26 protein-coding genes are annotated in these 23635 nt (G+C 66.5%); 13 read left to right on the top strand and 13 right to left on the bottom strand.

The window, feature by feature from the left end:
* Position 1: 1 nt before the first annotated feature.
* Positions 2–619: a GNAT family N-acetyltransferase gene (locus tag AUL30_RS08800; RefSeq protein ID WP_062227503.1), complete on the top strand. Its 618-nt coding sequence runs from the start codon at positions 2–4 to the stop codon at positions 617–619.
* Positions 620–672: 53 nt separating this feature from the next.
* Complete coding sequence (locus AUL30_RS08795) at positions 673–3585, top strand: putative bifunctional diguanylate cyclase/phosphodiesterase (protein WP_062227502.1); 2913 nt, start codon at positions 673–675, stop codon at positions 3583–3585.
* A gap of 49 nt (positions 3586–3634) precedes the next feature.
* Here AUL30_RS08795 and AUL30_RS08790 read toward each other — a convergent pair whose 3' ends face one another.
* A complete protein-coding gene (locus AUL30_RS08790) occupies positions 3635–4225 on the bottom strand; it encodes a YqgE/AlgH family protein (protein WP_062227723.1) in 591 nt (196 codons plus the stop codon).
* A gap of 41 nt (positions 4226–4266) precedes the next feature.
* On the opposite strand from AUL30_RS08790, the gene AUL30_RS08785 reads away from it, so the two are divergent.
* Both AUL30_RS08785 and AUL30_RS08780 read left to right on the top strand, forming a co-directional pair.
* Entirely contained in the window at positions 4267–5085 is an 819-nt protein-coding gene (locus tag AUL30_RS08785) for a protein-disulfide reductase DsbD domain-containing protein (protein ID WP_062227501.1), read from the top strand.
* A 49-nt stretch (positions 5086–5134) separates the two neighbouring features.
* Positions 5135–5620 (top strand): peroxiredoxin, encoded by a 486-nt coding sequence (locus AUL30_RS08780; protein ID WP_062227500.1) that lies wholly within the window; start codon positions 5135–5137, stop codon positions 5618–5620.
* 20 nt (positions 5621–5640) lie between these two features.
* On the opposite strand, the gene rnhA is transcribed toward AUL30_RS08780, so the two are convergent.
* From rnhA to coxB, 10 genes are all read right to left on the bottom strand, one after another.
* A complete protein-coding gene (gene rnhA / locus AUL30_RS08775) occupies positions 5641–6093 on the bottom strand; it encodes a ribonuclease HI (RefSeq protein WP_062227499.1) in 453 nt (150 codons plus the stop codon).
* Positions 6090–7067, bottom strand: coding sequence for a homoserine kinase (locus AUL30_RS08770; protein WP_062227498.1), 978 nt, complete (start codon positions 7065–7067; stop codon positions 6090–6092). The genes rnhA and AUL30_RS08770 overlap by 4 nt, the downstream gene beginning before the upstream one ends.
* Before the next feature lie 3 nt (positions 7068–7070).
* Complete coding sequence (gene ispH, locus AUL30_RS08765; protein WP_062227497.1) at positions 7071–8096, bottom strand: 4-hydroxy-3-methylbut-2-enyl diphosphate reductase; 1026 nt, start codon at positions 8094–8096, stop codon at positions 7071–7073.
* Positions 8097–8163: 67 nt separating this feature from the next.
* A complete protein-coding gene (locus AUL30_RS08760; RefSeq protein ID WP_244490762.1) occupies positions 8164–8964 on the bottom strand; it encodes an SURF1 family protein in 801 nt (266 codons plus the stop codon).
* A gap of 195 nt (positions 8965–9159) precedes the next feature.
* Positions 9160–10038, bottom strand: coding sequence for a cytochrome c oxidase subunit 3 (locus AUL30_RS08755; RefSeq protein WP_062227495.1), 879 nt, complete (start codon positions 10036–10038; stop codon positions 9160–9162).
* Between the two features lie 101 nt (positions 10039–10139).
* Positions 10140–10754 (bottom strand): cytochrome c oxidase assembly protein, encoded by a 615-nt coding sequence (locus tag AUL30_RS08750; protein ID WP_062227494.1) that lies wholly within the window; start codon positions 10752–10754, stop codon positions 10140–10142.
* Positions 10751–10891, bottom strand: coding sequence for a hypothetical protein (locus AUL30_RS19915; protein WP_062227493.1), 141 nt, complete (start codon positions 10889–10891; stop codon positions 10751–10753). Before AUL30_RS19915 ends, AUL30_RS08750 begins: the two co-directional genes overlap by 4 nt.
* 2 nt (positions 10892–10893) lie before the next feature.
* The gene (gene cyoE, locus AUL30_RS08740; RefSeq protein WP_062227492.1) at positions 10894–11838 is read right to left on the bottom strand and encodes a heme o synthase; all 945 of its coding nucleotides are present in this window, start codon (positions 11836–11838) and stop codon (positions 10894–10896) included.
* A 124-nt stretch (positions 11839–11962) separates the two neighbouring features.
* Positions 11963–13564, bottom strand: coding sequence for a cytochrome c oxidase subunit I (gene ctaD, locus AUL30_RS08735; RefSeq protein ID WP_062227491.1), 1602 nt, complete (start codon positions 13562–13564; stop codon positions 11963–11965).
* Between the two features lie 32 nt (positions 13565–13596).
* The gene (gene coxB / locus AUL30_RS08730; protein WP_062227490.1) at positions 13597–14511 is read right to left on the bottom strand and encodes a cytochrome c oxidase subunit II; all 915 of its coding nucleotides are present in this window, start codon (positions 14509–14511) and stop codon (positions 13597–13599) included.
* Positions 14512–14885: 374 nt separating this feature from the next.
* Between coxB and AUL30_RS08725 the strand changes: the two genes are divergently transcribed.
* Both AUL30_RS08725 and tldD read left to right on the top strand, forming a co-directional pair.
* Positions 14886–15506 (top strand): invasion associated locus B family protein, encoded by a 621-nt coding sequence (locus AUL30_RS08725; RefSeq protein WP_083507787.1) that lies wholly within the window; start codon positions 14886–14888, stop codon positions 15504–15506.
* Between the two features lie 76 nt (positions 15507–15582).
* Positions 15583–17001 carry a metalloprotease TldD gene (tldD, locus tag AUL30_RS08720; protein ID WP_062227489.1) on the top strand — a complete coding sequence of 473 codons (1419 nt, stop codon included), beginning with the start codon at positions 15583–15585 and terminating at the stop codon, positions 16999–17001.
* Positions 17002–17032: 31 nt separating this feature from the next.
* Here the strand turns inward: tldD and pdxH are convergent, their stop codons facing one another.
* A complete protein-coding gene (gene pdxH, locus AUL30_RS08715) occupies positions 17033–17650 on the bottom strand; it encodes a pyridoxamine 5'-phosphate oxidase (RefSeq protein WP_062227488.1) in 618 nt (205 codons plus the stop codon).
* Positions 17651–17705: 55 nt separating this feature from the next.
* Here pdxH and AUL30_RS08710 point away from each other — a divergent pair, with 55 nt between their 5' ends.
* The 4 genes from AUL30_RS08710 (at position 17706) to AUL30_RS08695 (ending at position 20795) form a co-directional block, all read left to right on the top strand.
* Entirely contained in the window at positions 17706–18173 is a 468-nt protein-coding gene (locus AUL30_RS08710) for an RT0821/Lpp0805 family surface protein (protein WP_062227487.1), read from the top strand.
* A 138-nt stretch (positions 18174–18311) separates the two neighbouring features.
* Positions 18312–19259, top strand: coding sequence for a DnaJ C-terminal domain-containing protein (locus AUL30_RS08705; RefSeq protein ID WP_062227486.1), 948 nt, complete (start codon positions 18312–18314; stop codon positions 19257–19259).
* A gap of 98 nt (positions 19260–19357) precedes the next feature.
* Positions 19358–20176, top strand: a complete 819-nt coding sequence (fabI, locus tag AUL30_RS08700) for an enoyl-ACP reductase FabI (RefSeq protein ID WP_062227485.1) — start codon at positions 19358–19360, stop codon at positions 20174–20176.
* Positions 20177–20183: 7 nt separating this feature from the next.
* A complete protein-coding gene (locus tag AUL30_RS08695; RefSeq protein ID WP_244490761.1) occupies positions 20184–20795 on the top strand; it encodes a histidine phosphatase family protein in 612 nt (203 codons plus the stop codon).
* A gap of 28 nt (positions 20796–20823) precedes the next feature.
* On the opposite strand, the gene AUL30_RS08690 is transcribed toward AUL30_RS08695, so the two are convergent.
* On the bottom strand, positions 20824–21042 hold the full coding sequence (locus AUL30_RS08690; RefSeq protein WP_192843037.1) for a DUF1344 domain-containing protein: 219 nt from the start codon (positions 21040–21042) through the stop codon (positions 20824–20826).
* A 194-nt stretch (positions 21043–21236) separates the two neighbouring features.
* Here AUL30_RS08690 and aroC point away from each other — a divergent pair, with 194 nt between their 5' ends.
* Genes aroC through AUL30_RS08675 form a run of 3 tightly spaced genes read left to right on the top strand, consistent with a single transcriptional unit; the run spans position 21237 to position 23528 of the window.
* On the top strand, positions 21237–22328 hold the full coding sequence (gene aroC / locus AUL30_RS08685; RefSeq protein ID WP_062227483.1) for a chorismate synthase: 1092 nt from the start codon (positions 21237–21239) through the stop codon (positions 22326–22328).
* Positions 22325–23251: a histone deacetylase family protein gene (locus AUL30_RS08680; RefSeq protein ID WP_062227482.1), complete on the top strand. Its 927-nt coding sequence runs from the start codon at positions 22325–22327 to the stop codon at positions 23249–23251. The genes aroC and AUL30_RS08680 overlap by 4 nt, the downstream gene beginning before the upstream one ends.
* A gap of 16 nt (positions 23252–23267) precedes the next feature.
* Positions 23268–23528, top strand: coding sequence for an exodeoxyribonuclease VII small subunit (locus tag AUL30_RS08675; protein ID WP_062227481.1), 261 nt, complete (start codon positions 23268–23270; stop codon positions 23526–23528).
* Positions 23529–23635 lie beyond the last annotated feature (107 nt).

Below are 23635 nucleotides of genomic sequence, written 5' to 3'. Positions count from 1 at the left end.
CATGGCCTTACTCGACTGGATTGCCCGGGGGTCCGGGCCGCGCCTGGAGGGTGACGGCATCGTCCTGCGCCTTCCCGTGGCGCAGGACTATGCCGCCTGGGCCCGGCTGCGCCAGGAGAGCCAGGAATTCCTGACACCCTGGGAACCGGCCTGGACGCAGGATGAGCTCAGCCGCCGCGCCTTTCGCGAGCGGTTGATCCGCTACCGCATCGAGGCGCGGGAGCGTTCCGGCTACAGTTTCCTGATCTTCCGCGATGGCGGCACGACGCTGTGCGGCGGCCTCTCGCTCGGACTGATCCGGCGGGGGGTGGCCCAATCGGCGACGCTGGGCTACTGGATGGGCGAAGCCTTTGCCGGTCGCGGCACGATGAGCCGCGCGGTGCGCCTCGTCACTGTCTTTTCCTTCGAGGTGGAGGGGCTGCACCGGCTCGAGGCGGCGTGCCTGCCCTCGAACGAAAGATCAGGGCGCCTGCTCCGAAAAGCGGGGTTTCGCCAGGAAGGCTATGCGCGAAAATACCTCAAGATCGCAGGCCGATGGGAAGACCATCATCTATATTCGCTGCTTGCCGAAGATTGGTCTCGATCCCGGCGCACTCCAGTCAGCGGCACCGGGCGGTGATTCCCGTGCCGACGCCAGACATACGCATAGCCAAGGGGCCTAACCGCAGCTTCATGTCCGCCATTCGCACCTTCCGCCGGGCCATCCCCCACCTTTTCGGGATCGTCCTGGCGCTTCTGGCCCTGATCGGCACGGCGGCCGCGCTGGAGCCGGTCAGCATCGGCCGGGATACCGTGGCCGTGGATCTGATGCCCGCCGTGGAGCTGCACCACAGCGACGGCAACAATTTCCAGGTCTCCACGGTTCCGGGCGCCGACGGCATCGTGCGGCGGATCGAGGTCGAATCCGTTTCGGCCAACCCCACGGGCAACTGGGCCGTCTTCGCGCTGGCCAACAATGCCGATACGCAGATCGACCGGCTGGTCGTGGCCCCGCATTTCAAACTGTCCGGCTCGGGCGTGGTGTGGCCCGATCTCGGATCGCGGCGCATCGCCGCCATCACCCCGTCCGAGGGCTTCACCCTGGACCGTCAGGACAGTTCGGAAGCCGATCTCTTCCTGGTGACGCTCGATCCGGGCTCCGTCATCACCTTCGTGGTGGAGCTATCGTCCGACCGCCTGCCGGAAATGCGGCTCTGGGAGCCGAACGCCTACAAGGATACGGTGAATGCCTTCACCCTGTATCGCGGCATCGTGCTCGGCATTGCCGGCCTTCTGGCCGTCTTCCTGACCATTCTCTTCGTCGTGAAGGGCTCGGCGGTGTTCCCGGCCACGGCGGCGCTCGCCTGGGCGGTGCTGGCCTATATCTGCATCGACTTCGATTTCTGGCAGAAGCTCGTGCCCACCCAGCCGGGCCAGGAAAGCCTCTGGCGGGCGGGAACGGAAGTCGCCATCGCCTTTACCCTCGTCGTCTTCCTGTTCGCCTATCTCAGCCTCAACCGATGGCACAGGGCGCTGTCGGCCTTCACCATGCTGTGGCTCGCGGGGCTGGCAGGGCTCGGCGTCCTGGCAGCCTTCGAGCCGGCCATCGCCTCCGGCATCGCCCGCATGTCGATGGTCGGCATTGCCGGCGTCGGCGCCATCCTGATCCTGATCCTGTCGGTCAAGGGCTACGACCGCGCCGTCATGCTGATGCCGACATGGGCGCTGATCTGTGCCTGGCTGACCGCCGCCGCCATGACGGTGGAGGGCCGCATCGACAACGACATCATCCAGTCGGCTCTCGGCGGCGGCCTCGTCCTGATCGTGCTCCTGTTCGGCTTCACGGTCATGCAGCACGCCTTTGCGGGCGGCACCGTGGCGCCGAGCCCGATATCGGACATGGAGCGCCGCTCCCTGGCGCTGGCCGGCACGGGCGACGCCATCTGGGACTGGGACGTGACGCGGGACCGGATCTTCGTCGGCAACGATACGGAAGAGACGATCGGCCTGCCAATCCGGACCATGAACGGACCCGCGCGTGACTGGCTTCCCATTCTCCACCCGGACGACAGGGACAGGTTCAAGGCAACGCTCGATGCGATCATCGAGCATCGCCGCGGCCGCATCTCCCAGGACTTCCGCGTGCGCGGTGAAGATGGGCATTACCACTGGATGAACCTTCACTCCCGCCCGGTCCTCGGCAGCGACGGGGAGGTCGTGCGCTGCGTCGGCACGCTCAAGGACGTGACCGGGCGGCGCAAATCCGAAGAGCGCCTGCTCCACGACGCGCTTCATGACCAGTTGACCGGGCTGCCCAACCGGGAACTCTTCATCGACCGCCTGGAGGCGATCTCCGCCTTGTGCGGCGCGCAGGTCGAGCTGCGGCCGACGGTCTTCGTCATCGATATCGACAAGTTCGGCCGCATCAACGACGCCTTCGGGGTGGTGACGGGCGATACGGTGCTGCTGACCGTCGGGCGGCGCCTCAAGCGCGTGCTCAAGCCGCAGGATTCGCTCGCGCGGCTGGATGCGGACCGTTTCGCCATCATCCTCAACTCGCGCAGCGACGTGTCGGAGGTGGCGGCCTTCGCCGAATATCTGCGCGGCGTCATCCGGGCGCCGATCGGCTTCACGGATACGGAAATCCACCTGACGGGATCGATCGGGCTGACGGGCTGGACCGACGGTGCCGGGCCGGAGGAACTCCTGAAGGAGGCCGAGCTCGCCATGTACGAGGCCAAGCGCCTCGGCGGCGACCGGATCGAACCGTTCCGCCCCTCCTTCAAGACGGTCAGCTCCGGCCGGCAGGAGCTGGAGGCCGACCTTCGGCGCGCCTTCACGCGGCATGAGCTTCACGTCTACTTTCAACCCATCATCCGCGTGCGGGACGGCGTCACCGCCGGCTTCGAGGCGATTCTGCGCTGGGAGCATTCCAAGCGCGGGCTCGTGCCCGTCGAGGAAGTGCTGCGCGTGGCGCAGGCGAGCGGCCTGATGGAGCAGCTCTGCCAGTTCGTCCTCGACGAAGCGGCCCGGCGCCTCAGCGACTGGCAGCAGATCCCCGGCCGCGGCGCCCTGTTCGTCTGCGTCGATATTCCGAGCGGCCAGTTGCTGCGCCAGGATCTCGTCAACGATGTCGCGCTCGTCCTGAAGCGCTACAAGCTGCCCCCCGAAACGCTGCGCATGGAGATCACCGAAACGCGGGTGATGGAGAATCCCGAGCGCGCCGCCAAGGTTCTGGAACGGCTTCGGGCGATGGGCGTGGGCCTGACGCTGGATGCGTTCGGATCGGGCCAGTCCTCCCTCTCCTACCTCATGCGCTTTCCCTTCGATGCCCTGAAGATCGACCGCGCCTTTTTGAGCGACGAGCGGCGGGAGGAGCGGCTGATGATCTACGAATCCATCGTCGCCATGGCGCACCGCCTGGACCTTGTCGTCATTGCCGAAGGCGTCGAGAAGGCGGCGGACGCCGACAAGATCCGTCAGTTCAAATGCGACTACATCCAGAGCCGCGTCCACTCACCGCCCGTCACCGCCGAAGAAGCGCGCCGTCGCCTGCAGGAACGGGGCTCCGAACGCAAGCCGGCGCGCATCCGCCGCAGTGTCTGAGATGCCCGGCATTGGGCCGGCGACGGAATGTCCCGTCTTGGGCCGGCGCTCAGGCGTGGCCGGCTTCGCTCGCCAGGAAGGCGGGGTTCACCCCCATCTTGGCCAGAGCGCGCTCGTACCGGATTTCCGGGCGCGTCTCGAAGACAATGTCGAAATCCGCCGGGCATGTGAGCCAGCCATTGGACGCGATCTCGCTTTCGAGCTGGCCGGCCGACCAGCCCGCATAGCCGAGCACCATCATGGCCGCACGGGGGCCAAGGCCCCGCGATATGGCCTTCAATATGTCCATGGTGGGCGTCAGCGAAATGCCGCCCTCGACCGGGACGGTCGATTCGGAATCGTAGTCGTTGGAATGCAGGACGAAGCCGCGCCCGCTTTCCACCGGTCCGCCGACGCCGACGAGAATGTCGCGTCCCTGTTCCGGCAGGCGGATTTCATCCGGGCTGGAAACGATCTCGAGCTGCGTGAGAAGGGTTGGAAAGCTCATGCTCTGCGGCTTGTTGATGACGAAGCCCATGGCGCCATTGTCCGAATGCGCGCAGATATAGACGACGCTCCGTGCAAAACGATCGTCTTCCATGCCGGGCATGGCGATGAGGAAGAAGCCTTCGAGGGATGTTCCAGCGTTCGATATGGCCATGACGTGCCCTGTGTCCATGACGACAAGATAATGGAGCGGCGATGAAATTTCACCCATTCGCAGCCCTGCTTTTTGCCCTGGTTTGCGCGCCTGCGCATGCGGCCGGAGGCCCGAATGCCGCCGTGGCGACCACGCCGGAGGTGACGCTGCGGCTGGCCGTGCGCAAGCCCGATGCCCAGGGACGGCTGGAGGGCGCCGTGGTGATCGACCTTGCGCCCGGATGGAAGACCTACTGGCTGGGACCGGGCGAAGCCGGCCTGCCGCCCCGGCTGGATTTCTCCGCCAGCCGGGGCCTTTCGGCACCGCCCGTCATCTCCATGCCCGTGCCGCACCGGACCGATGTCGGCGGCGTCGACAGCATCGTCTATACCCAGCCCATGGCCATCGCCTTCACCACTGCGGTGGCGCAGCCGGATGCCGTCCTGGATCTCGACCTCATGATCGGCGTCTGCCAGGACGTCTGCATCCCCGTCCAGGCGCATCTGGAGCGCGATCTCTCAGTGCCGCCGGGCCTGTCGGAGGCAGCGGCCGTCTCGGCAGCCTTCGACGCCCTGCCGCAGGAGACGGGAGCCAAGGCACAGGCGCGCCTCGTGGGCGAGGATCTCGTCCTGTCGCTCGACCTGCCCGCCAATGCCGGGGCCGCGGCTGCGCAGCTCTTCGTGGCGGCGCCCGCCGGCTGGCAGTTCGGCCCGGCCACGGCCGCGCGCCAGGATGGGGGCCACACCATCCTGACCGCGCCGGTCCTGGCGCGTCCGCAGGCCGCGCCGAAAGCTATCGTGGCGGATATCCTGGTGGCGGCGGGCGAATTCGCCCGCTTCTTCCGGGCCCAGACCATCGACATCGGCGCCGGCGAACCGTAGATGAACGGCGCCACAGGCCGCATGAGGCCGGTACACACAGGGGCACGACATGACGATTGCTATCGGCGAGAAACTTCCCGAGGTCACCTTCCGCGTCAAGACGGATGAGGGCCCCAAGCCGGTCACGACGGACGACGTCTTCAAGGGCAAGACGGTGGTTCTGTTCGGCGTTCCGGGCGCCTTCACCCCCACCTGCACGATGAACCATCTGCCCGGCTATCTGGAACTCAACGATGAGATCCGCGCCAAGGGCGTGGACACCATCGCCGTCGTCTCGGTCAACGACCCCTTCGTCATGGGCGCCTGGCAGAAGGCGACGGAAGCCGGCGACCGGATCCTGTTCCTGGCCGACGGCGGTGCGGATTTCGCCCGGGCGACGGGTCTCGACATCGATCTGACGGTGGCCGGCCTTGGCGTGCGGTCGCGCCGCTATGCGATGATCGTCGATGACGGTGTCGTGCGCACGCTGCACATCGAGGACGCGCCCGGTCAGGCGGAAGCCTCCGCAGCCGGCGCAATCCTGGCCGAACTCTGAGCGGATCGGGCCGGCGGAGCCTAGCCGGCCTTTGCCCGCTTGAAGGGCTCCATGCCCTCGCGCGCCAGTTCGTCGGCCCGCTCGTTCAATTCGTGCCCGGCATGGCCGCGCACCCAGTGAAACGCCACGTCATGCACCTGGCGCAGCCGGTCCAGTTCCTGCCATAGCTCGGCATTCTTGACCGGCTGCTTGCCCGACGTCTTCCAGCCATTGCGCTTCCAGTTGTGGATCCATTGCGTGATCCCGTCTCGCAGATATTGCGAGTCGGAATGGATATCGACGGCGGACGGGCGTTTGAGCGCCTCCAGCGCCCGGATGGCGGCCATCAACTCCATGCGGTTGTTGGTCGTCGGGGCTTCGCCGCCCTTCATTTCCTTGCGGGCATCGCCGAACAGAAGGATGGCGCCCCATCCACCCGGGCCGGGATTTCCAGAGCAGGCGCCATCGGTATAGATTCCCACACGCCCGGTCACGCCTGCACCCCCCCGCGGTAGCCAAGGTCGGCGACACTGTTGATCTGCCGGTAGAAGCGATTCTTGCGCAGATATTCCCGAGGGTCCTTCTTGGTGACGAAGGACGATTCGGCCACGTGGATCCAGTCGTAGAGGCGCGTCAGCAGAAAGCGCATGGCCGCGCCCCGCGCCAGGACCGGTATGGCGTCGAGCTCGGCCACCGTCAGCGGGCGCACCGCCGCATATCCTTCGATCAGCCCCTGCCCCTTCGTCACGTTGAAGGCACCATCGGATTCGAAGCACCAGGCGCCCAGGCAGATGGCGAGGTCATAGGCGAGAAGATCGTTGCAGGCGAAGTAGAAGTCGATGACGCCGGACAGCGTCCCGCGCAGGAAGAAGACATTGTCGTTGAAGAGGTCCGCGTGGATGACGCCGGAGGGAAGATCCTTCGGCCAATGCGCTTCCAGGAAATCGAGTTCCTGGGCGATCTCGGCCGCAAGGCCCGGCTGGATCGCCTCGGCACCACTCTCGCAGCCGGTGAAGAGCGGGCGCCAGGCATCCACCGACAGGGCGTTGCGGCGCGGAATGTCGAAGCCCGCGCCCTTCCTGTGCATGTCGGCCAGCGCGCCGCCGACCTGCCGCGCATGATCGGCGGTCGGCCGGCGCGTCCACATGCCTTCCAGAAAGGTGAACAGCGCTGCCGGGCGGCCTGCCAGGACGCCGAGCCTGTCGCCCTCGCGCGGCTGGACCGGCAGCGGGCAGGACAGGCCCTGCGCCGCCAGATGCTCCATCAGCCCGATGAAGAAGGGCAGATCGCCCGGGTCCACCCGCTTCTCGTAAAGGGTGAGGATGAAGGTGCCCCGGCTTGTGCGCAGGAGGAAATTCGAGTTCTCGACCCCTTCCGCAATGCCCTTGTAAGAGAGGAGTTCGCCCAGATCGTAGCGGCTCAGAAACTGGATGAGATCGCCTTCGGCGACTTCGGTATAGACGGCCATGTATCAAGCGACTCTTTGCGGTGCCGGGCGTGCCTGCCCGTTGACGAATGCCATGTCGTCCTGCGTCAGGGGAACATCCCGAATGGCGCGCATGACGGGGAAGTTCTCGTCCTCAACCGCTGTCTGAACGAGTTCGAGCGTTACATCGAAACGCTCCCGCAAGGCGTTGAGAATATCGTCCGTCAGGATTTCCGGCGCGGAAGCGCCGGCCGACATTCCGAGCGTCTGCCCGCCGGAAACATCGTCAATCGGCACCTCTGCCCGGCCCTGGACCAGGAGCGCGCGGGCCGCCCCCGCCCGCTCGGCCACCTCGACCAGGCGGCGCGAGTTGGAGGAGTTCGGCGCGCCGACGATGAGGAACAGATCGGTTCCGGCCGCTGCCGCCTTGACCGCATCCTGGCGGTTGGTGGTGGCGTAGCAGATCGATTCCGACGATGGCGCCTGGAGGTTCGGGAACTTCGCGCCGAGCGCGGCGAGGATACCGGCCGTATCGTCCACCGACAGCGTCGTCTGCGTCACGAAGCCGAGCGCGTCGGCATCGACCGGCTCGAAGGCGGCCACGTCCTCTTCCGTCTCGATCAGATGCACCGTGCCTTCCGGGAGTTGGCCCATCGTCCCGATGACTTCCGGATGCCCGCGATGCCCCACCAGCAGCACGTGACGGCCCAGCCGCACATGGCGCATCGCCTGCTTGTGGACCTTGGACACGAGGGGGCAGGTCGCGTCGAGATAGAGCATCTCGCGGCGCTCGGCCTCTGCCGGAACGGATTTCGGCACGCCATGGGCCGAAAAGACGACGGGCTGTCCATCGTCCGGAATGTTGTCGAGTTCCTTGACGAAGACGGCGCCCATGTTGCGCAGCCCTTCCACGACATATTTGTTGTGGACGATCTCGTGCCGGACATAGACCGGCGCGCCATATTTCTTGAGCGCCAGGACGACGATCTGGATGGCCCGGTCCACGCCGGCGCAAAAGCCACGCGGCTCGCACAGGCGGACGGTCAGCTTGGGCTTCTGGGCCGCTTCCACGTTGACGATTTCCTAATCCTGTTGTCGGGCCGGTCCCTCCGCTAGAAAGGGATGCGTGGCCATCATGTCAAGTCAGCAGGCCGCGGCGGCGCCACTGCGACACGACCATGACGGCCAGCATCACGGCCAGCGCAGCGGCAATGCCAAACCAGGTGATCGCATATTCCAGATGGTTGTTGGGCATCGTCACCACGGTCTGCCCGCCAACCGGGTAGCCGCCGGGCGCCGCCCCTTCCCCCGCATCGATGGTAAAGTCGAGGAGCTGCGCGCCCTCAGGAAGGTCGAGCCCGACGGCCATGTCCGGGATGCTGCGCCAGAAGAAAACATCCTGCTGCGGATCATTGTCCGGCAGGAAGAAGCCGCCGGGCTTGTTGTGCTCCGCATTGCGGGCAAGGCCGGTGACGGCAACCTGCCCCTCCACCTGGCCCGCCGCCCGGCTCTGTGGATCCTTCAGGGCATAGGGCACGAAACCGCGATTGACGAAAACGGCGTATCGGCCGCCCTCGACCACGAGCGGCGTGAAGACGTTCCAGCCGGCCGTCCCCTGCCGGGTCGACAGGAAGGTCCGCTCCGCATCGTGGATGAAGCGCCCCGTCAGGGTGACGGGGCGGTAATCGATGTCACCCGTCTGCGCCTCGGCCGCCACGATCTCGTCGATCGTGGCGGCAGGCCCGTGGATGCGCGCGTCGATATGGGCGATGAGCCCTTCTTTCCAGTAGAGGCGCTCCACCTGCCAGGCGCCGAGGCCGATCAGGACGGCAAGCGCCAGGCACCCGCACAGGAGCGCCGACCAGAAGCGGCGCGGCGAAAGCGGGGCGCCGTCCTGCGGCGGCGCGTCGTCCATGCTGTCAAACTGCCGGTCGCTCACGCTTGGGCTTCCTTGCCTGTCGAATCAGTCGTCGCGAATGCCGGTCGTGCCGCCGACATCACCATCATGGCCCGCTCGCCTGCCCAGCGGCCTGAACCGCGATCGTGGCGCGAGAATGATGGCCGCACCCTCATATGCGAAAGGGGCCGCCAGGTGGCCGCCCCTTTGCGAGAGATCGTTGCTCCGCGGCCCGCGTCAGGCGCCGTGGATCGGTGCGCCCCAGCCGCCCCAGACGTAGATGGCGAAGAAGAGGAACAGCCAGACCACGTCGACGAAGTGCCAGTACCAGGCTGCTGCCTCGAAGCCGAAATGCTTGTGCGGCGTGAAATGGCCACGCACCGCGCGCAGCAGGCAGACCGCCAGGAAGATGATGCCGACGATCACGTGGAAACCGTGGAATCCCGTCGCCATGAAGAAGGTCGAACCGTAGATCGAGCCTGCGAAGGCGAAGGGCGCATGCGCGTATTCGATATACTGGACGAAGGAGAAGATGACGCCGAGCACGACCGTGAGCGCAAGGCCGGTGATGAGGCCCTTCCGGTCGTCTTCCAGCATGGCATGGTGCGCCCAGGTGGCCGTCGTGCCGGACAGAAGAAGCGTGATCGTGTTGAAGAGCGGCAGGTGCAGCGGATCCAGCACCTCGATGCCGGCCGGCGGCCACTGGCCGCCAAGGGCCTGGGCGCGGGCCACCTGATGCACTTCGTTCGGGAAAAGGCTGGCGTCGAAGAAGGCCCAGAACCAGGCCACGAAGAACATCACCTCGGAGGCGATGAACATGATCACGCCGTAGCGCAGATGCAGCGACACGACCCGCGTGTGGTAGCCTTCCTGGCCTTCCTTGATGCAGTCCGACCACCACGCATACATGGTGTAGAGGACGATCGCGAGGCCGAAGAAGAAGATCCAGGGTGTCGCCAGGTTCACGCTGCCGAAGCTGAAGTCCAGCCCGTTCAACGACCGGAACCAGGCGACCGCACCGAACAGCAGGAAGAACGATCCGACCGAGGCCACGAAGGGCCAGGGGCTCGGTTCAAGGACGTGGTAATCGTGGTGCTTCTCGTGCGTGTCTGCCATTTCGCGTCCCGCTTCTCAAGGTGCCGCCCTCCCTACGGGTGGACCCGGCTCCGAATGTGAAATCCCCTCGCGCGCCGGAGGTTGCCGGCGCGTTCTGATCTTTACAACTGGTCCTGCGACCCGCCCCCGTCCGACGGCGCCTGCGCCACCGGCGCCGACGGAGTGTCCACCGGGAAGAAGGTGTAGGACAAGGTGATGGTCGGCGCGTCCTTCAACTCTTCCTGTTCGAGAAGTGCGGGATCGACGAAGAACACCACCGGCATCTCCACTTCTTCGCCCGCCTGCAGCGTCTGCTCGTTGAAGCAGAAGCAGTAGAGCTTGTTGAAGTAGGCTCCGGCCGACAGCGGCGTGACGTTGAATGTCGCCACCGCCGTGACCGGATGATCCGCATCGTTGCGCACCCGATAGGTCACCTGACGCACCTCGCCGAGCTTGACCTGGACCTGACGCTCGGTCGGCTGGAAGCGCCAGGGCACGCCTGGCGATGCGTTGGAATCGAAGCGCACATGGATCGAGCGGTCCGAAACGCCGACCGGGCTCGCCGCTGCCCGCTGCGTCGTGCCACCATAGCCCGTCACCTGGCAGAACAGGTCGTAGAGCGGCACGGAGGCATAGGCTGCGCCGAGCATGCCCAGCGAAAAGGCCAGGCAGCCGAGCCCGATGCGCCGGCCGCGCCGCCGCGCCAGGCCGACCCGGTCCGGCACGCCCGCGCTCATAGCTGGCTCCCCATCTTGATCATCGCCACGATGTAGAAGATGGCGGCGAGGACGGCGAGGAAGACCCCCATGGCGATGGAGCGGCGGCGCTGCGCCTTGCGCTCGGCATCGGTCAGTCGAACATGTTCGCGCGCCATGATCAGAAGCCCCCCACGCCGACGAAACGGGTGACGACACCCTCGGCCAGAAGCAGCATGAAGAGCGTGAAGAGGTAGATCAGCGAGAAGCGGAACAGGCCCTTGGCCGGCAGCATTGCCGTGTCGGCATCGTCCATCCGCAGCACCTTGTAGCCGTGGCGCACGAAGTTCAGGCCGAGAAGCGCGGACACGATTCCGTAGACGGGCCCGGCATAGCCGAGCATCCAGGGCGCGACGCCGACCGGTGCCAGGATCAGGCTGTAGGCAAAGATCTGCCGCCGCGTGGCCGCACGGCCCGCGACGTTCGGCAGCATGGGAATGCCGGCCTTGCCGTATTCCTGCATCTTGAAGAGGGCGAGCGCCCAAAAATGCGGCGGCGTCCAGAGGAAGATGATGAGGAACAGGACGAAGCTTTCGAGCGAGATGCCGCCCGTCACCACGGCCCAGCCCACCATGGGCGGGAAGGCGCCGGCGGCGCCGCCGATGACGATGTTCTGCGTCGTCGAGCGCTTCAGCCACATCGTGTAGACGACAGCGTAGAAGAAGATCGTGAAGGCCAGGAACGCCGCCGCGAACCAGTTGGCGACAAGGCCGAGCGTCAGCACCGACAGGATGGACAGGGACAGGCCGAAGGCCAGCGCACCCTCCGGCGTGATCCGGCCGCGCGGGATCGGGCGGCGCGCCGTGCGCGCCATCAACCGGTCGATATCGGCATCGTACCACATGTTCAGGGCGCCCGAGGCACCCGCCCCGACGGCGATGGCGGCCAGCGCGACGAGCGCCAGGAAAGGATGAATCGATCCGGGGGCCAGGACAAACCCCGTGACGGCCGTCAGCATGACCAGCGACATGACGCGCGGCTTGAGCAGGCTGATGAAGTCTCCGGGCTCGGCAAGGCTGACGCCCGGCCGCGCGGCGATGTCGGAGCTGAAATCGGTTGCGCTCAATGAACTGACCCTTGTCTGTTTGAAACGGCCCGGACGGAAACGATCGGGACGTTCTGTGTCGTCTGCCGGCGCCGATGCCGGCACGTGGTCGAGGGGCGGGTCTCCCCGCCCCTCGACGGAACCGTCAGCGGATCCGCGGCAGCTCTTCCCACTGGTGGAACGGCGGCGGCGAGGACAGCTGCCACTCCAGCGTGGTGGCACCCGGACCCCAGGGGTTGTCCCCCGCCAGGCGCTTGGCGCGGAAGGCTTCGTAGACGCCCCACAGGAAAATCAGGATCGACACGCCGGACACGTAGGAGCCCATGGAGGACACGAAGTTCCAGCCGGCGAAGGCATCCGGATAGTCGGCATAGCGGCGGGGCATGCCGGCGGCGCCCAGGAAGTGCTGCGGGAAGAAGACCAGGTTCACGCCGATGAACATGACCCAGAAATGCAGCTTCCCGATGAACTCGCTATACATGTAGCCGCTCATTTTCGGGAACCAGTAGTACCAGCCCGCGAAGATACCGAAGACGGCGCCGAGCGACAGCACGTAATGGAAATGCGCCACGACGTAGTAGGTGTCGTGCAGCACGCGGTCCATGCCGGCATTCGCGAGCTTGACGCCGGTCACGCCGCCCACGGTGAAGAGGAAGATGAAGCCGATCGCCCAGTACATGGGCGTGCGGAACGTCATCGAGCCGCCCCACATGGTCGCGATCCAGGAGAAGATCTTGATGCCCGTCGGAACGGCGATCACCATGGTCGCGAAGACGAAGTAGCGCTGCGTGTTGAGCGAGATGCCCGTCGTGTACATGTGGTGTGCCCACACCACGAAGCCGACGACGCCGATGGCGACCATGGCATAGGCCATGCCCAGATAGCCGAAGATCGGCTTCTTGGAGAAGGTCGAGATGATGTGGCTGACGATGCCGAAGGCCGGCAGGATCATGATGTAGACTTCGGGGTGACCGAAGAACCAGAACAGGTGCTGGTACAGGATCGGGTCGCCGCCGCCCTCGGGCGAGAAGAAGGTCGTGCCGAAGTTGCGGTCGGTCAGCACCATGGTGATGGCGCCGGCGAGCACGGGCAGCGACAGCAGCAGGAGGAAGGCCGTCACGAGCTGCGACCAGGCGAAGAGCGGCATCTTGTGCAGCGTCATGCCGGGAGCGCGCATGTTCAGGATGGTGGTGATCATGTTGATCGCGCCGAGGATCGACGAGGCGCCGGACAGGTGCAGCGCGAAGATCGCCAGATCCACGGCGGGGCCGGGATGGCCCGTCGTCGACAGCGGCGGATAGAGCGTCCAGCCGGTGCCCGCGCCCGTCGAGCCCGGGGCGCCTTCGACGAAGAGCGACAGGAGCAGGAGCAGGAAGGACGGCACCAGGAGCCAGAAGGCGATGTTGTTGACGCGCGGGAAGGCAGTGTCCGGCGCACCGATCATGATCGGCACGAAGTAGTTGCCGAAGCCGCCGATCACCGCCGGCATGACCACGAAGAACACCATGATCAGCCCGTGGGCCGTGGTGAAGACGTTGAACAGGGCCGGATCGCCGAAGATCTGCAGGCCGGGCTGCTGCAGCTCGGCCCGGATGGCGATCGACAGCGAACCGCCGATGATGCCCGCAATGATCGAGAATACGAGATAGAGTATCCCGATATCCTTGTGATTGGTCGAGTTGACCCAGCGCACCCACCCTGTCGGGATCTTGTGCTCGTGGGCTTCGTGGGAGGAGGCGTTCGCCATGTCTGTCTCCGTTGAACGCTTTGTCACTTCAATCAACGCGCCGCGACGGACTGGCCGGCGGCGGCCTCGATCTCGGCGTTCAACTGTTGGTTTGCATCTTCAAGATTGGTCGCGGCTGCCGCGAGCCAGTTCTGGAACTGCTCCTGGCTGACCACGCGCACGGCGATCGGCATGAAGGCATGATCGCGGCCGCAAAGTTCGGAGCACTGGCCGTAGAGGATGCCCTCACGCGTGGCCTCGAACCAGTATTCGTTGATGCGGCCGGGGACCGAATCGACCTTCACGCCCAGCGACGGAACGGCGAAGGAGTGGATCACGTCGCCCGACGTGGTGAGCAGGCGGATGACCGTGTTGACCGGGACGACCATCTCGTTGTCGACGGCCAGGAGGCGCGGATAGACGTTCATGTCTTCCTTGCCGGAGCCTGCCCGGTCGTCTTCCCGCAGGAGGTAGGACAGGTAGGAGATCGGCTCGGGCGCCTCTTCCGCACCCGCCGCGGCGGCATCGCCGCCGGCCGCGGCCGGTTCGGTCTGCGCCGGCTGATATTCATAGCCCCAGTACCACTGATACCCGGTGGCCTTCACGGTGAGCTCGGGCTCACGCGGCGGGTTGTACTGCGCCGTCAGGAGCTGGAAGGACGGAATGGCCAGGCACAGGAGGATGAGCACCGGCGCCAGCGTCCAGATGACCTCGATCGTGGTGTTGTGGCTGGTGCGCGACGCGGTCGGATTGCGCGTGGCGCTGTAGCGCACGATCACCCAGGCGAGCAGGCCGGCCACGAGGATCACGACCGGGACAAGGAACCAGAGCGTATAGTTGCTGAACCAGTGGATCTGCGCCTCGATCGGCGAGAGCGCTTCCTGCAGCCCCATCTGCCAAGGATGCGGCTGGCCGGGAATCCTGGCTGCCTCCTGCGCGGTCGCGATCGCCGGCGTCGCGGCAGACATCGCAGCTGCAATGAGTGTCTTCTTCACGAATGCTCTCCCCGCGAGGAACGTCCCTGTGGCCGCCCGCCATACGACAGGGCCGGATCGCACGGGACGGCCTCGTAAATTTGAATGCCGCCAATGTGCAATTGGCCGGTCCGCTTAAAACCACGAAACCGCCCTCTTCGCAACATGATCCGCTCTGACCATGGGTCACGATAGACCATGCCGCTCGCCGGCATCCGCCACCGGCCCGTCTGGAGCCAGTCTAGACCTTCGGCGGTGACCTTGCGAGTGTTTCCTATCGACGCAGCATTTGCCGCGCCGGTGGCGGCTGCGATAACCAGAAGCCTGTCCGGATGGGCCGGACGCGTGATTCGGAACGAAGACGAACGATGCACCCTTTGAACGCCACCGCTGCCGCCGCGCTCGTTTCCCTGGCCCTGTCCGGCACCGCGCTCGCCCAGGAAACGCCAGCCGCCACGCCCACGGCCCCCGCCGCCGAGGCACAGGCCCCCGCCACCGACACACCGGCACCGCCGCCCGCCGCGGCGCCGGCATCCCCGGCCGTGCCCGCATCCGGCGCCACGGGGTCGGTCCGCTCGACGCATGGCGCATGGTCCGTGGTCTGCGAGAGCGCCCCGGGCGCCCCGCGTGAGCAATGCGCCCTCCTGCAGAATGTGGTGGCCGACGACCGGCCCGAGGTCGGGCTGACGGTGATCGCCCTCAAGACGGCGGATGGCCAGACCGAGATCCTGCGCGTGCTGGCGCCGCTCGGCGTGCTCCTTCCCAACGGGCTCGGCCTGTACGTGGACGGGCAGGATATCGGCAAGGCGCAGTTCATGCGCTGCTTCGAGGATGGCTGCTACGCCGAGGTCATCCTGGATCCCAACCTCCACAAGACGCTGGCGGACGGCACCTCGGCCACCTTCATCGTGTTCCAGACCCCCGAACAGGGCATCGGCATTCCGGTGGAGCTGGAAGGGTTCGGCGAAGGCTTTGCCGCCCTGCCCTGAGCATCGAGGGCTGACATCGCACTCAAGCGCGCCTATCTCCCGCAGCATGACACACCCAACCCAGCCCGAGTGAGCCATGTCGGATTTTCTGATCGACCGCTTCGACATTTCCCGCGAAAGCGTCGAGGCGCGGCTCGCCGCGGCGCTGCACGGCGCCGATGACGGGGAACTCTTCCTGGAGTATCGCGAACAGGAATCCCTCGTCTTCGACAATGGCCGCCTGAAGAGCGGCAACTTCTCGACCGACCAGGGCTTTGGAATGCGCAGCGTTGCCGGCGAGGCGGTGGGTTATGCCCATTCCGGCGAGTTCACGGCCGCCGCGCTGGATCGGGCGGCGGATGCGACGGGCACCGTCAAGGCCGGCCACACGCCCATCGTGGCCGCCGGGCCCTCAGGAACCAACCGCCGCCTCTACGGCGAGGGGAACCCCATCCCCGAACCGTCCTTCGAGGCCAAGATCCGCCTCCTGGCTGAGATCGACGCTTATTTGCGTGCGCGCGATCCGGCCGTGCGCCAGGTTTCGGTCACGCTCGGTGCGCAATGGCAGCGGGTAGAGATATTGCGGGCGGACGGGCAACTCCTGCGCGATACGCGGCCTCTGGTGCGGATCAATATCAGCGTCGTCGCCGAGCGCGGCGGCCGGCAGGAAAGCGGCTCCTTCGGCGGCGGCGGCCGGATCGGCTTCGATTCCTATGTCGAAGCCGCCAACTGGCAGGCCATGGCCGACACGGCGCTGCGCCAGGCCCTGACCAATCTGGAAGCCGCCCCGGCACCGGCCGGAACCTTCGACATCGTCCTCGGGGCGGGCTGGCCCGGGGTCATGCTGCACGAGGCCGTCGGCCACGGCCTGGAGGGCGATTTCAACCGCAAGAAGACATCCGCCTTTGCCGGGTTGATGGGGCAGCGGGTGGCCTCGCCCGGGGTAACCGTCGTCGACGACGGCTCCATTGCCGAGCGGCGCGGCTCGCTCACCATCGACGACGAGGGCACCCCCTCCGCCCGCAACGTCCTGATCGAGGATGGGGTGCTCGTCGGCTATATGCAGGATCGGCAGAATGCGCGCCTCATGGGCATGGCGCCGACCGGCAACGGGCGGCGGCAGTCCTATGCCTATGTCCCCATGCCGCGCATGACCAACACCATGATGCTGGCGGGCCAGCACAGCCCGGAAGAGATCATCGAATCGGTCGCAGACGGCATTTATGCCGTTTCCTTCGGCGGCGGGCAGGTCGACATCACCTCCGGCAAGTTCGTCTTTGCCTGCACCGAGGCCTACCGCATCCGCGCCGGCAGGGTGGCCGAGCCGATCAAGGGCGCCATGCTGATCGGCAACGGGCCGGATGCGATGCAGCGCGTGTCGATGATCGGCAACGACCTGGCGCTCGATACCGGGATCGGCATGTGCGGCAAGAGCGGCCAGGGAGTGCCGGTAGGCGTCGGCCAGCCGCACCTGCGCATGGACCGCATGACGGTGGGCGGGACGCAAACCGACTGACCCGGCCCATGCCGTTCCGGCGAAGGCCCGTTCAGGGGTAGAGCCGTTCCACGGTCCAGGCGTGTTCAAGCGCCGGGCGGCTGAACCGGAAGCGATCGTGCAGCCGGAAGGCGCCATCCTGCCAGAACTCGATGGCCAGCGGCCGGACGCGAAAGCCCGACCAGCGCTCCGGACGCGGCAGCGGGCCGCTCTCCGGATGCTGCGCTTCCAGGCTGGCGACGCGCTCTTCCAGGATGGCGCGGTCAGCCAGCGGACGTGACTGGTCCGAAGCCCAGGCGCCGATGCGGCTCCGATAGGGGCGGCTTTCGTAATAGAGGTCGGCCTCTGCCGCGGTGACGGCTTCCACCAGCCCGCGCACCCGCACCTGGCGGCGCTGGCTCTTCCAGTGGAAGCACAGCGCGGCGCGCGGCTGGCGCAGGAGCTGCTCCCCCTTGGCGCTTTCGAAATTCGTATAGAAGACGAAGCCGTCGCCATCGAGCCCCTTCAAAAGCACCATGCGCAGGTCGGGCATGCCGTCTTCGTCGACGCTCGCCAGCCCCATGGCGTTCGGATCGTTCACCTCCGTTTCCGTCGCCGCCTTTAACCATGTCGAAAAGGTCGCAAGCGGATCCTGGCCCACTTCATCCAATGTTAATGTCGCGCGATTCATGGTTTGCGTCAGTCTCCAGTAGCCATCCGGGTATCTGATAAAGAGGATCGTCGCATTGGGCAAAGACTTCAGCCCCCAACGGGTTCGGCGCGTATCCTTCGGCGTGGCTCCGTTGGCCGTGGCGGCTCTTTGCCTTGGCGGCTGCACCCTTTCGGGCGGCGGCCTCGAAGATATGGTGGACCGGTCGATCGTGACCAACTCTATCGCCCCGGGCGCCGTGCCCCCCACCCCGGCCGCAAGCCCCGTCGCCGATCCGGACCGGCTGAGCGACGGCCGCACGGTGCGCAACGCCGTCTCGGCCGCCAGCATCGCCAATGGCGTATCCCCCCTGCCCTGGGCCAACGCCGAGACGGGAGCCTCCGGCACCATCACGGCCATCAGCGAACGCCGCGACGGACCCATCGTGTGCCGCAGCTTCACCACATCGCGCCAGCGCTTCGACGGGGTGGCCATGTATGACGGCGAGGCCTGCAGCGCCGGCGCCGGCGAATGGATCCTGACGCGCTTTTCGCAGAACGGCTGAATTGTGGCGCATGGGCGCGGACGGGCCTTAACGGAACGTCGCGCCATTGCCATATAGGATACAAGGATCGGACGAACGCGCCGCCGGCGGGCATCTGCACGCCGGTGGCATCGCAATGCAGAAAAGGATCACAAGAGGATGCGGGACCCCTACACCGTACTCGGTGTCGCCAAGACGGCCACAGCCGGCGAGATCAAGTCGGCCTTCCGCAAATTGGCCAAGGCCTATCACCCCGATGCCAACCAGGGCGACGCTGCCGCCCCCGGTCGGTTCAACGAAGTGAACCAGGCCTATGAAATCCTGGGCGACACGGAAAAGCGCGGCCAGTTCGACCGCGGAGAGATCGACGCCGAAGGCAAGCCGCGCTTCCAGGGCTTCCCCGGTCAGGGTCCCTTCGGCGAGGGCGGCGGCTTCAACCCGCGTGGCGGAGATCCTTTCGGCGGCCAGGGCGGCGGCTTCGACTTCCGCGGCGGCGGCGGCGATGCGTCGGGCTTTGCCGACTTTTTCGAACATGCCTTTGGCGGGCGCGCGCAGCGCGGCGCCGGCGGTACCCGGCGCTCCGCCCCGATGAAGGGAGAGGATATCCGCGCCACGCTGAAAGTCGCGCTCGAAGACATCGTCTCGGGCGAGAAGGTCGAGGCCATCTTCCCGACCGGCAAGCGCCTGGCGATCCGCCTGCCCGAGGGCGTGGAGGACGGGCAGACGATTCGCCTGCGCGGACAGGGCCAGCCGGCGCCGACGGAAGGCGGTCGCGCGGGCGACGCGCTCATCACCATCGCCTTTGCCGAACATCCACGCTTCAAGGTCCGCGGCCGGGACCTCACCCTGCGCGAGGCGCTGCCGCTGGAAACCGCGATCCTGGGCGGTCGGCTCACCATCGATACGCTGGACGGGCGCGTGGCAGCCAAGATCGCGCCCTGGACGACATCCGGCCGTACGCTGCGCCTGCGCGGCAAGGGCCTGACCCAGAAAGGCGGCGAGCGCGGCGATCTTCTGGTCACGCTCGAAATCGCCCTGCCGGAGGCCAGGGACGAGGAACTCGTCCACTTCCTCGAGGCGCGGCGCGATGCCAAGGCGGCCGAATAAGACGGGGCGCGCGGCGCGGCGTAACTTGTCGAGCGTGACGGCCTATGCCATACCGCCCGCGCACCGGAACTGATCACGAAGAGTGGAGGAGCGCGTCCATGGCGCAAACTGGCGGCCTGATGTCAGGCAAGCGCGGCCTTATCATGGGCGTTGCGAACAACCGTTCGATCGCCTGGGGCATTGCCAAGGCGCTTTCGGAGCAGGGTGCGGAGATTGCGCTGACCTGGCAGGGCGATGCCCTGAAGAAGCGCGTCGAACCGCTGGCTGCCGAGCTCGGCGCCGTCCTGGCCGGCCATTGCGACGTGTCCGACGCCGCGAGCATTGATGCCGTCTTCCAGACGCTGGAGCAGACATGGGGCAAGCTCGACTTCGTCGTCCATGCCATCGGCTTCAGCGACAAGGATGAACTGACCGGCCGCTACGTCGACACGACGGAAGGCAATTTCACCAAGACCATGCTGATCTCGGTCTATTCGCTGACCGCCGTCGCCCAGCGCGCCGAAAAGCTGATGACCGAGGGCGGGTCCATCCTGACGCTGACCTATTACGGCGCCGAAAAGGTCATGCCGCACTACAATGTCATGGGTGTCGCTAAGGCCGCGCTGGAAGCCTCGGTGCGCTACCTGGCCGTCGATCTCGGCAAGAAGGCGATCCGCGTGAACGCCATTTCCGCCGGGCCGATCAAGACCCTCGCCGCCTCCGGCATCGGGGATTTCCGCTACATTCTGAAGTGGAACGAGTACAACTCCCCGCTCAAGCGCACCGTCACCATCGACGAGGTCGGCCAATCGGCGCTTTACCTCCTGTCGGACATGTCGACGGCCGTGACCGGCGAAGTGCACCATGTCGATTCCGGCTATCATACGGTCGGCATGAAGGCCGTGGACGCGCCCGACATTTCCGTCATCAAGGACTGAGCCCGCCGTGTCCGACAGCGCATCGGCGGTGCTGCCGCTCCTGTATCTGTGCCGCCACGGTCAGACCGACTTCAATGCCGAGGGCCGTATCCAGGGCCAGCTCGACACGCCGCTGAATGCGCTGGGCCGCGTCCAGGCCAAGCGCAACGGGCGCTATCTGCGCCTGATGCTGGGGGACCGGCTGGCTGAGTTCGACTTCATCGCCAGCCCCCTCGCCCGCACGCAGGAGACGATGCGCATCCTGCGGCGCGAATGCCGGCTTGCGCCGGACGACTATGCGACCGACGCGCGGCTGGTCGAGTTGAATTTCGGGGACTGGCAGGGGCACACCCTGGCCGAGATTTCCGCCTCCGACGCGACGGTCCTTGCGCGGCGCGATGCCGCCAAATGGACCTTCCGCCCGGAGGGCGCGGCGGCGGAATCCTACGCCATGCTGGCCGAACGCGCGGCTCCGGTCTTCCTGGAACTTGAGCGCCCGTCGATCATCGTCGCGCATGGCGGCATCACGCGCGCCTTCCTGAACCTCTTCGGCGGCATGGCGCCGGATGCGGCCGCCCATGCGCGCATTTTCCAGGATCGGATCCTGCGCGCCGACAAGGGCGCCACCGAATGGGTCTGAGCCGGTCGGCTCAGATCACCGTGCGGGTTCAGGCCACATAGAGAAGATGGATTTCCATGCCCGGCCGCAGCGGCGTTGCATCGAAGCTGGCCGGCAAGACGTAGCTGGTCCCATCCCGCAGCGTCAGCCGGCTCCTGGCGCCGTCGATGGCATCGACGACGCCGTCTGCCTCCTGCGCGCGGGCGGGGATGGTGGTCGAAACGGCCAGTACCGTGCTGGCGATGATGGCGATGGCTCGGCGGTCCATGATGTCCATAATATGCAGCCCTGCGATTCCCGACGGGGAGGCGATGTGCTTGAGGCTCACCCCTCTTTATGGTTTTTTCACGCTGCAGCGCACGCCCGCGTGTCGTCGCACACGAATAGAATTTGACCCTGTGCTTAAGCCTGTCTTAAACCCCGGGGCCCGGCAGAGGGCGTGAACAGGCCCCAGGAATCGTCATGTCGCATAACAGTTTCGGCCATCTCTTCCGCGTCACGACCTTCGGGGAAAGCCATGGCGTGGCCATCGGCTGCATCGTGGACGGCACGCCCCCCGGCCTGCGCTTCCGGCTTGAGGACATCCAGGCTGAGCTCGACCTGCGGCGCCCCGGCCAGTCCCGCTACACGACCCAGCGCCAGGAGCCCGACCAGGTCGAGGTTCTGTCCGGCGTGATGCAGGAGGCGGATGGCTCGCTCATTGCCACCGGCACGCCCATCGCCATGGAAATCCGCAACGTCGACCAGCGGTCCAAGGACTATTCCGATATTGCCCGGCGCTATCGGCCCGGCCATGCCGACTATGCCTACGACGTCAAATACGGCATCCGCGACTATCGGGGCGGCGGCCGCTCCTCGGCGCGGGAGACCGCCACGCGCGTGGCCGCCGGCGCGATTGCCCGGCGCATCGTGCCGGGGCTCGTGGTGCGTGGGGCGCTGGTTCAGATCGGCGCCCGCGCCGTGGACCGCAGCCGCTGGGACTGGGCCACCCTGCGCGACAACCCCTTCTTCTGTCCGGACCCGCAGACGGCCGCGCTCTGGGCGCAGGATCTCGACGCCGTGCGCAAGGCGGGCTCTTCCATCGGTGCGGTGATTGAAGTGGTGGCCGAAGGCGTGCCGGCAGGCCTCGGCGCCCCGCTCTACGGCAAGCTCGACCAGGACATCGCCTCCAACCTCATGTCCATCAACGCCGTGAAGGGTGTGGAAATCGGTGAAGGCTTCGCCGCAGCGACGCTGAGCGGCGAAGAGAACGCCGACGAGATGCGCATGGGGCCGGACGGCAAGCCCGTCTTCCTGAGCAACCATGCCGGCGGCATACTGGGTGGCATCTCCACCGGCCAGGCCATCATCGCCCGCTTCGCTGTCAAGCCGACATCCTCCATCCTGACGGAGCGCCGCTCGGTGGATGCCGATGGGCAGGAGGTGGACGTCATGACCAAGGGCCGGCACGATCCGTGCGTCGGCATACGCGCCGTTCCCATCGGCGAGGCGATGGTCGCCTGCGCCATTGCCGATCATTATCTGCGCCATCGCGGCCAGACGGGCCGCGGATGAGAACGCGCCTTTACCACCATCCCATCTTCGCCGAGCACCTGACGGGGCCCGGCCATCCCGAGCGGCCCGACCGCATCCGCGCCGTGGAAGCGGCCCTGGAGGCCGAGACGTTCCAACTCCTGCAACGCTGCGAAGCGCCCGAAGGACGGTTGCAGGACGTCTATCTCTGCCATCCGGAAGACTATGTGCGCCGCGTCGCGCAGGCGACGCCGGCCGAGGGGCTGGTGCGCATCGATGGCGATACGGTCGTCAGCCCCCGCAGTTTCACCGCGGCGCTGCACGGCGTGGGCGGCGCCTGCCTGGCGGTGGACGATGTCGTGTCCGGCGCCATCTCCAACGCCTTCGTAGCCGCCCGTCCGCCCGGGCACCATGCCGAACGGGCCACGGCCATGGGCTTCTGCCTGTTCAACCAGGCCGCCATCGCCGCCCGCCATGCGCAGGAGGCGCACGGTCTGTCGCGCATCGCCATCATCGACTGGGACGTGCATCACGGCAACGGCACGCAGGATATCTTCTGGAGCGATCCGACGGTGCTCTACGCGTCCCTGCACCAGATGCCGCTCTATCCCGGCACCGGCAGCGTGACGGAGACCGGCGCCGGCAACATCGTCAACGCGCCACTCAAGGCGGGCGATGGCGGCAACGCGTTCCGGGAGGCGTTCCTGGCGCGGGTCACACCGGCAGTCACCGAGTTCCGTCCCGACCTCATCATCCTGTCCGCCGGCTTCGACATGCATTACCGCGACCCGCTCGCGGAGATCGAGCTGACCGAGGAGGATTTCGACTGGGCGACCGGCCAGGTGATGACTTTGGCCGACCGCTTCTGTAACGGTCGGCTGGTTTCCGTGCTGGAGGGTGGCTACGACCTGACCGGCCTCGGTCGTTCCGTCGCCACCCATGTCCAGCGGCTGATGACCGGTTGATCCGCAAGGAGTGACGATGCCCGCAACGCCCCCAGCCGTCGAAGACGACGACATCGCAGCCCTCAGCTTCGAAGCGGCCCTGCAGGCCCTGGAGCGAATCGTCTCCGATCTGGAGCGTGGCGACGTGCCGCTCGAAGCGGCGATCCGGACCTATGAGCGTGGCGAGAGACTGAAGGCCCATTGCGAGCGCCTGCTGACCGCTGCCGAAGACAAGGTCGAGCGGATCAAGAGCCAACGCGGGCGGGCCACGGGAACGGAGCCGCTCGACCCGGCCTGAACCGCACACGGATTGTGTCCGGTCCGCGCAAAGCGTGAAACCACGGCCATAACTTTCCCGCGGCAAGGCGCCATCTGATAGATATCGTCTTGAAATGGTTCCAGGGA

Origin of the sequence: Aureimonas frigidaquae, assembly GCF_001463905.1 — a bacterium.
Taxonomy (GTDB): Bacteria; Pseudomonadota; Alphaproteobacteria; order Rhizobiales; family Rhizobiaceae; genus Aureimonas; species Aureimonas frigidaquae.
Note: the sequence above shows the minus strand (reverse complement) of the source record. Positions and strands in the feature narration are given on the sequence as shown.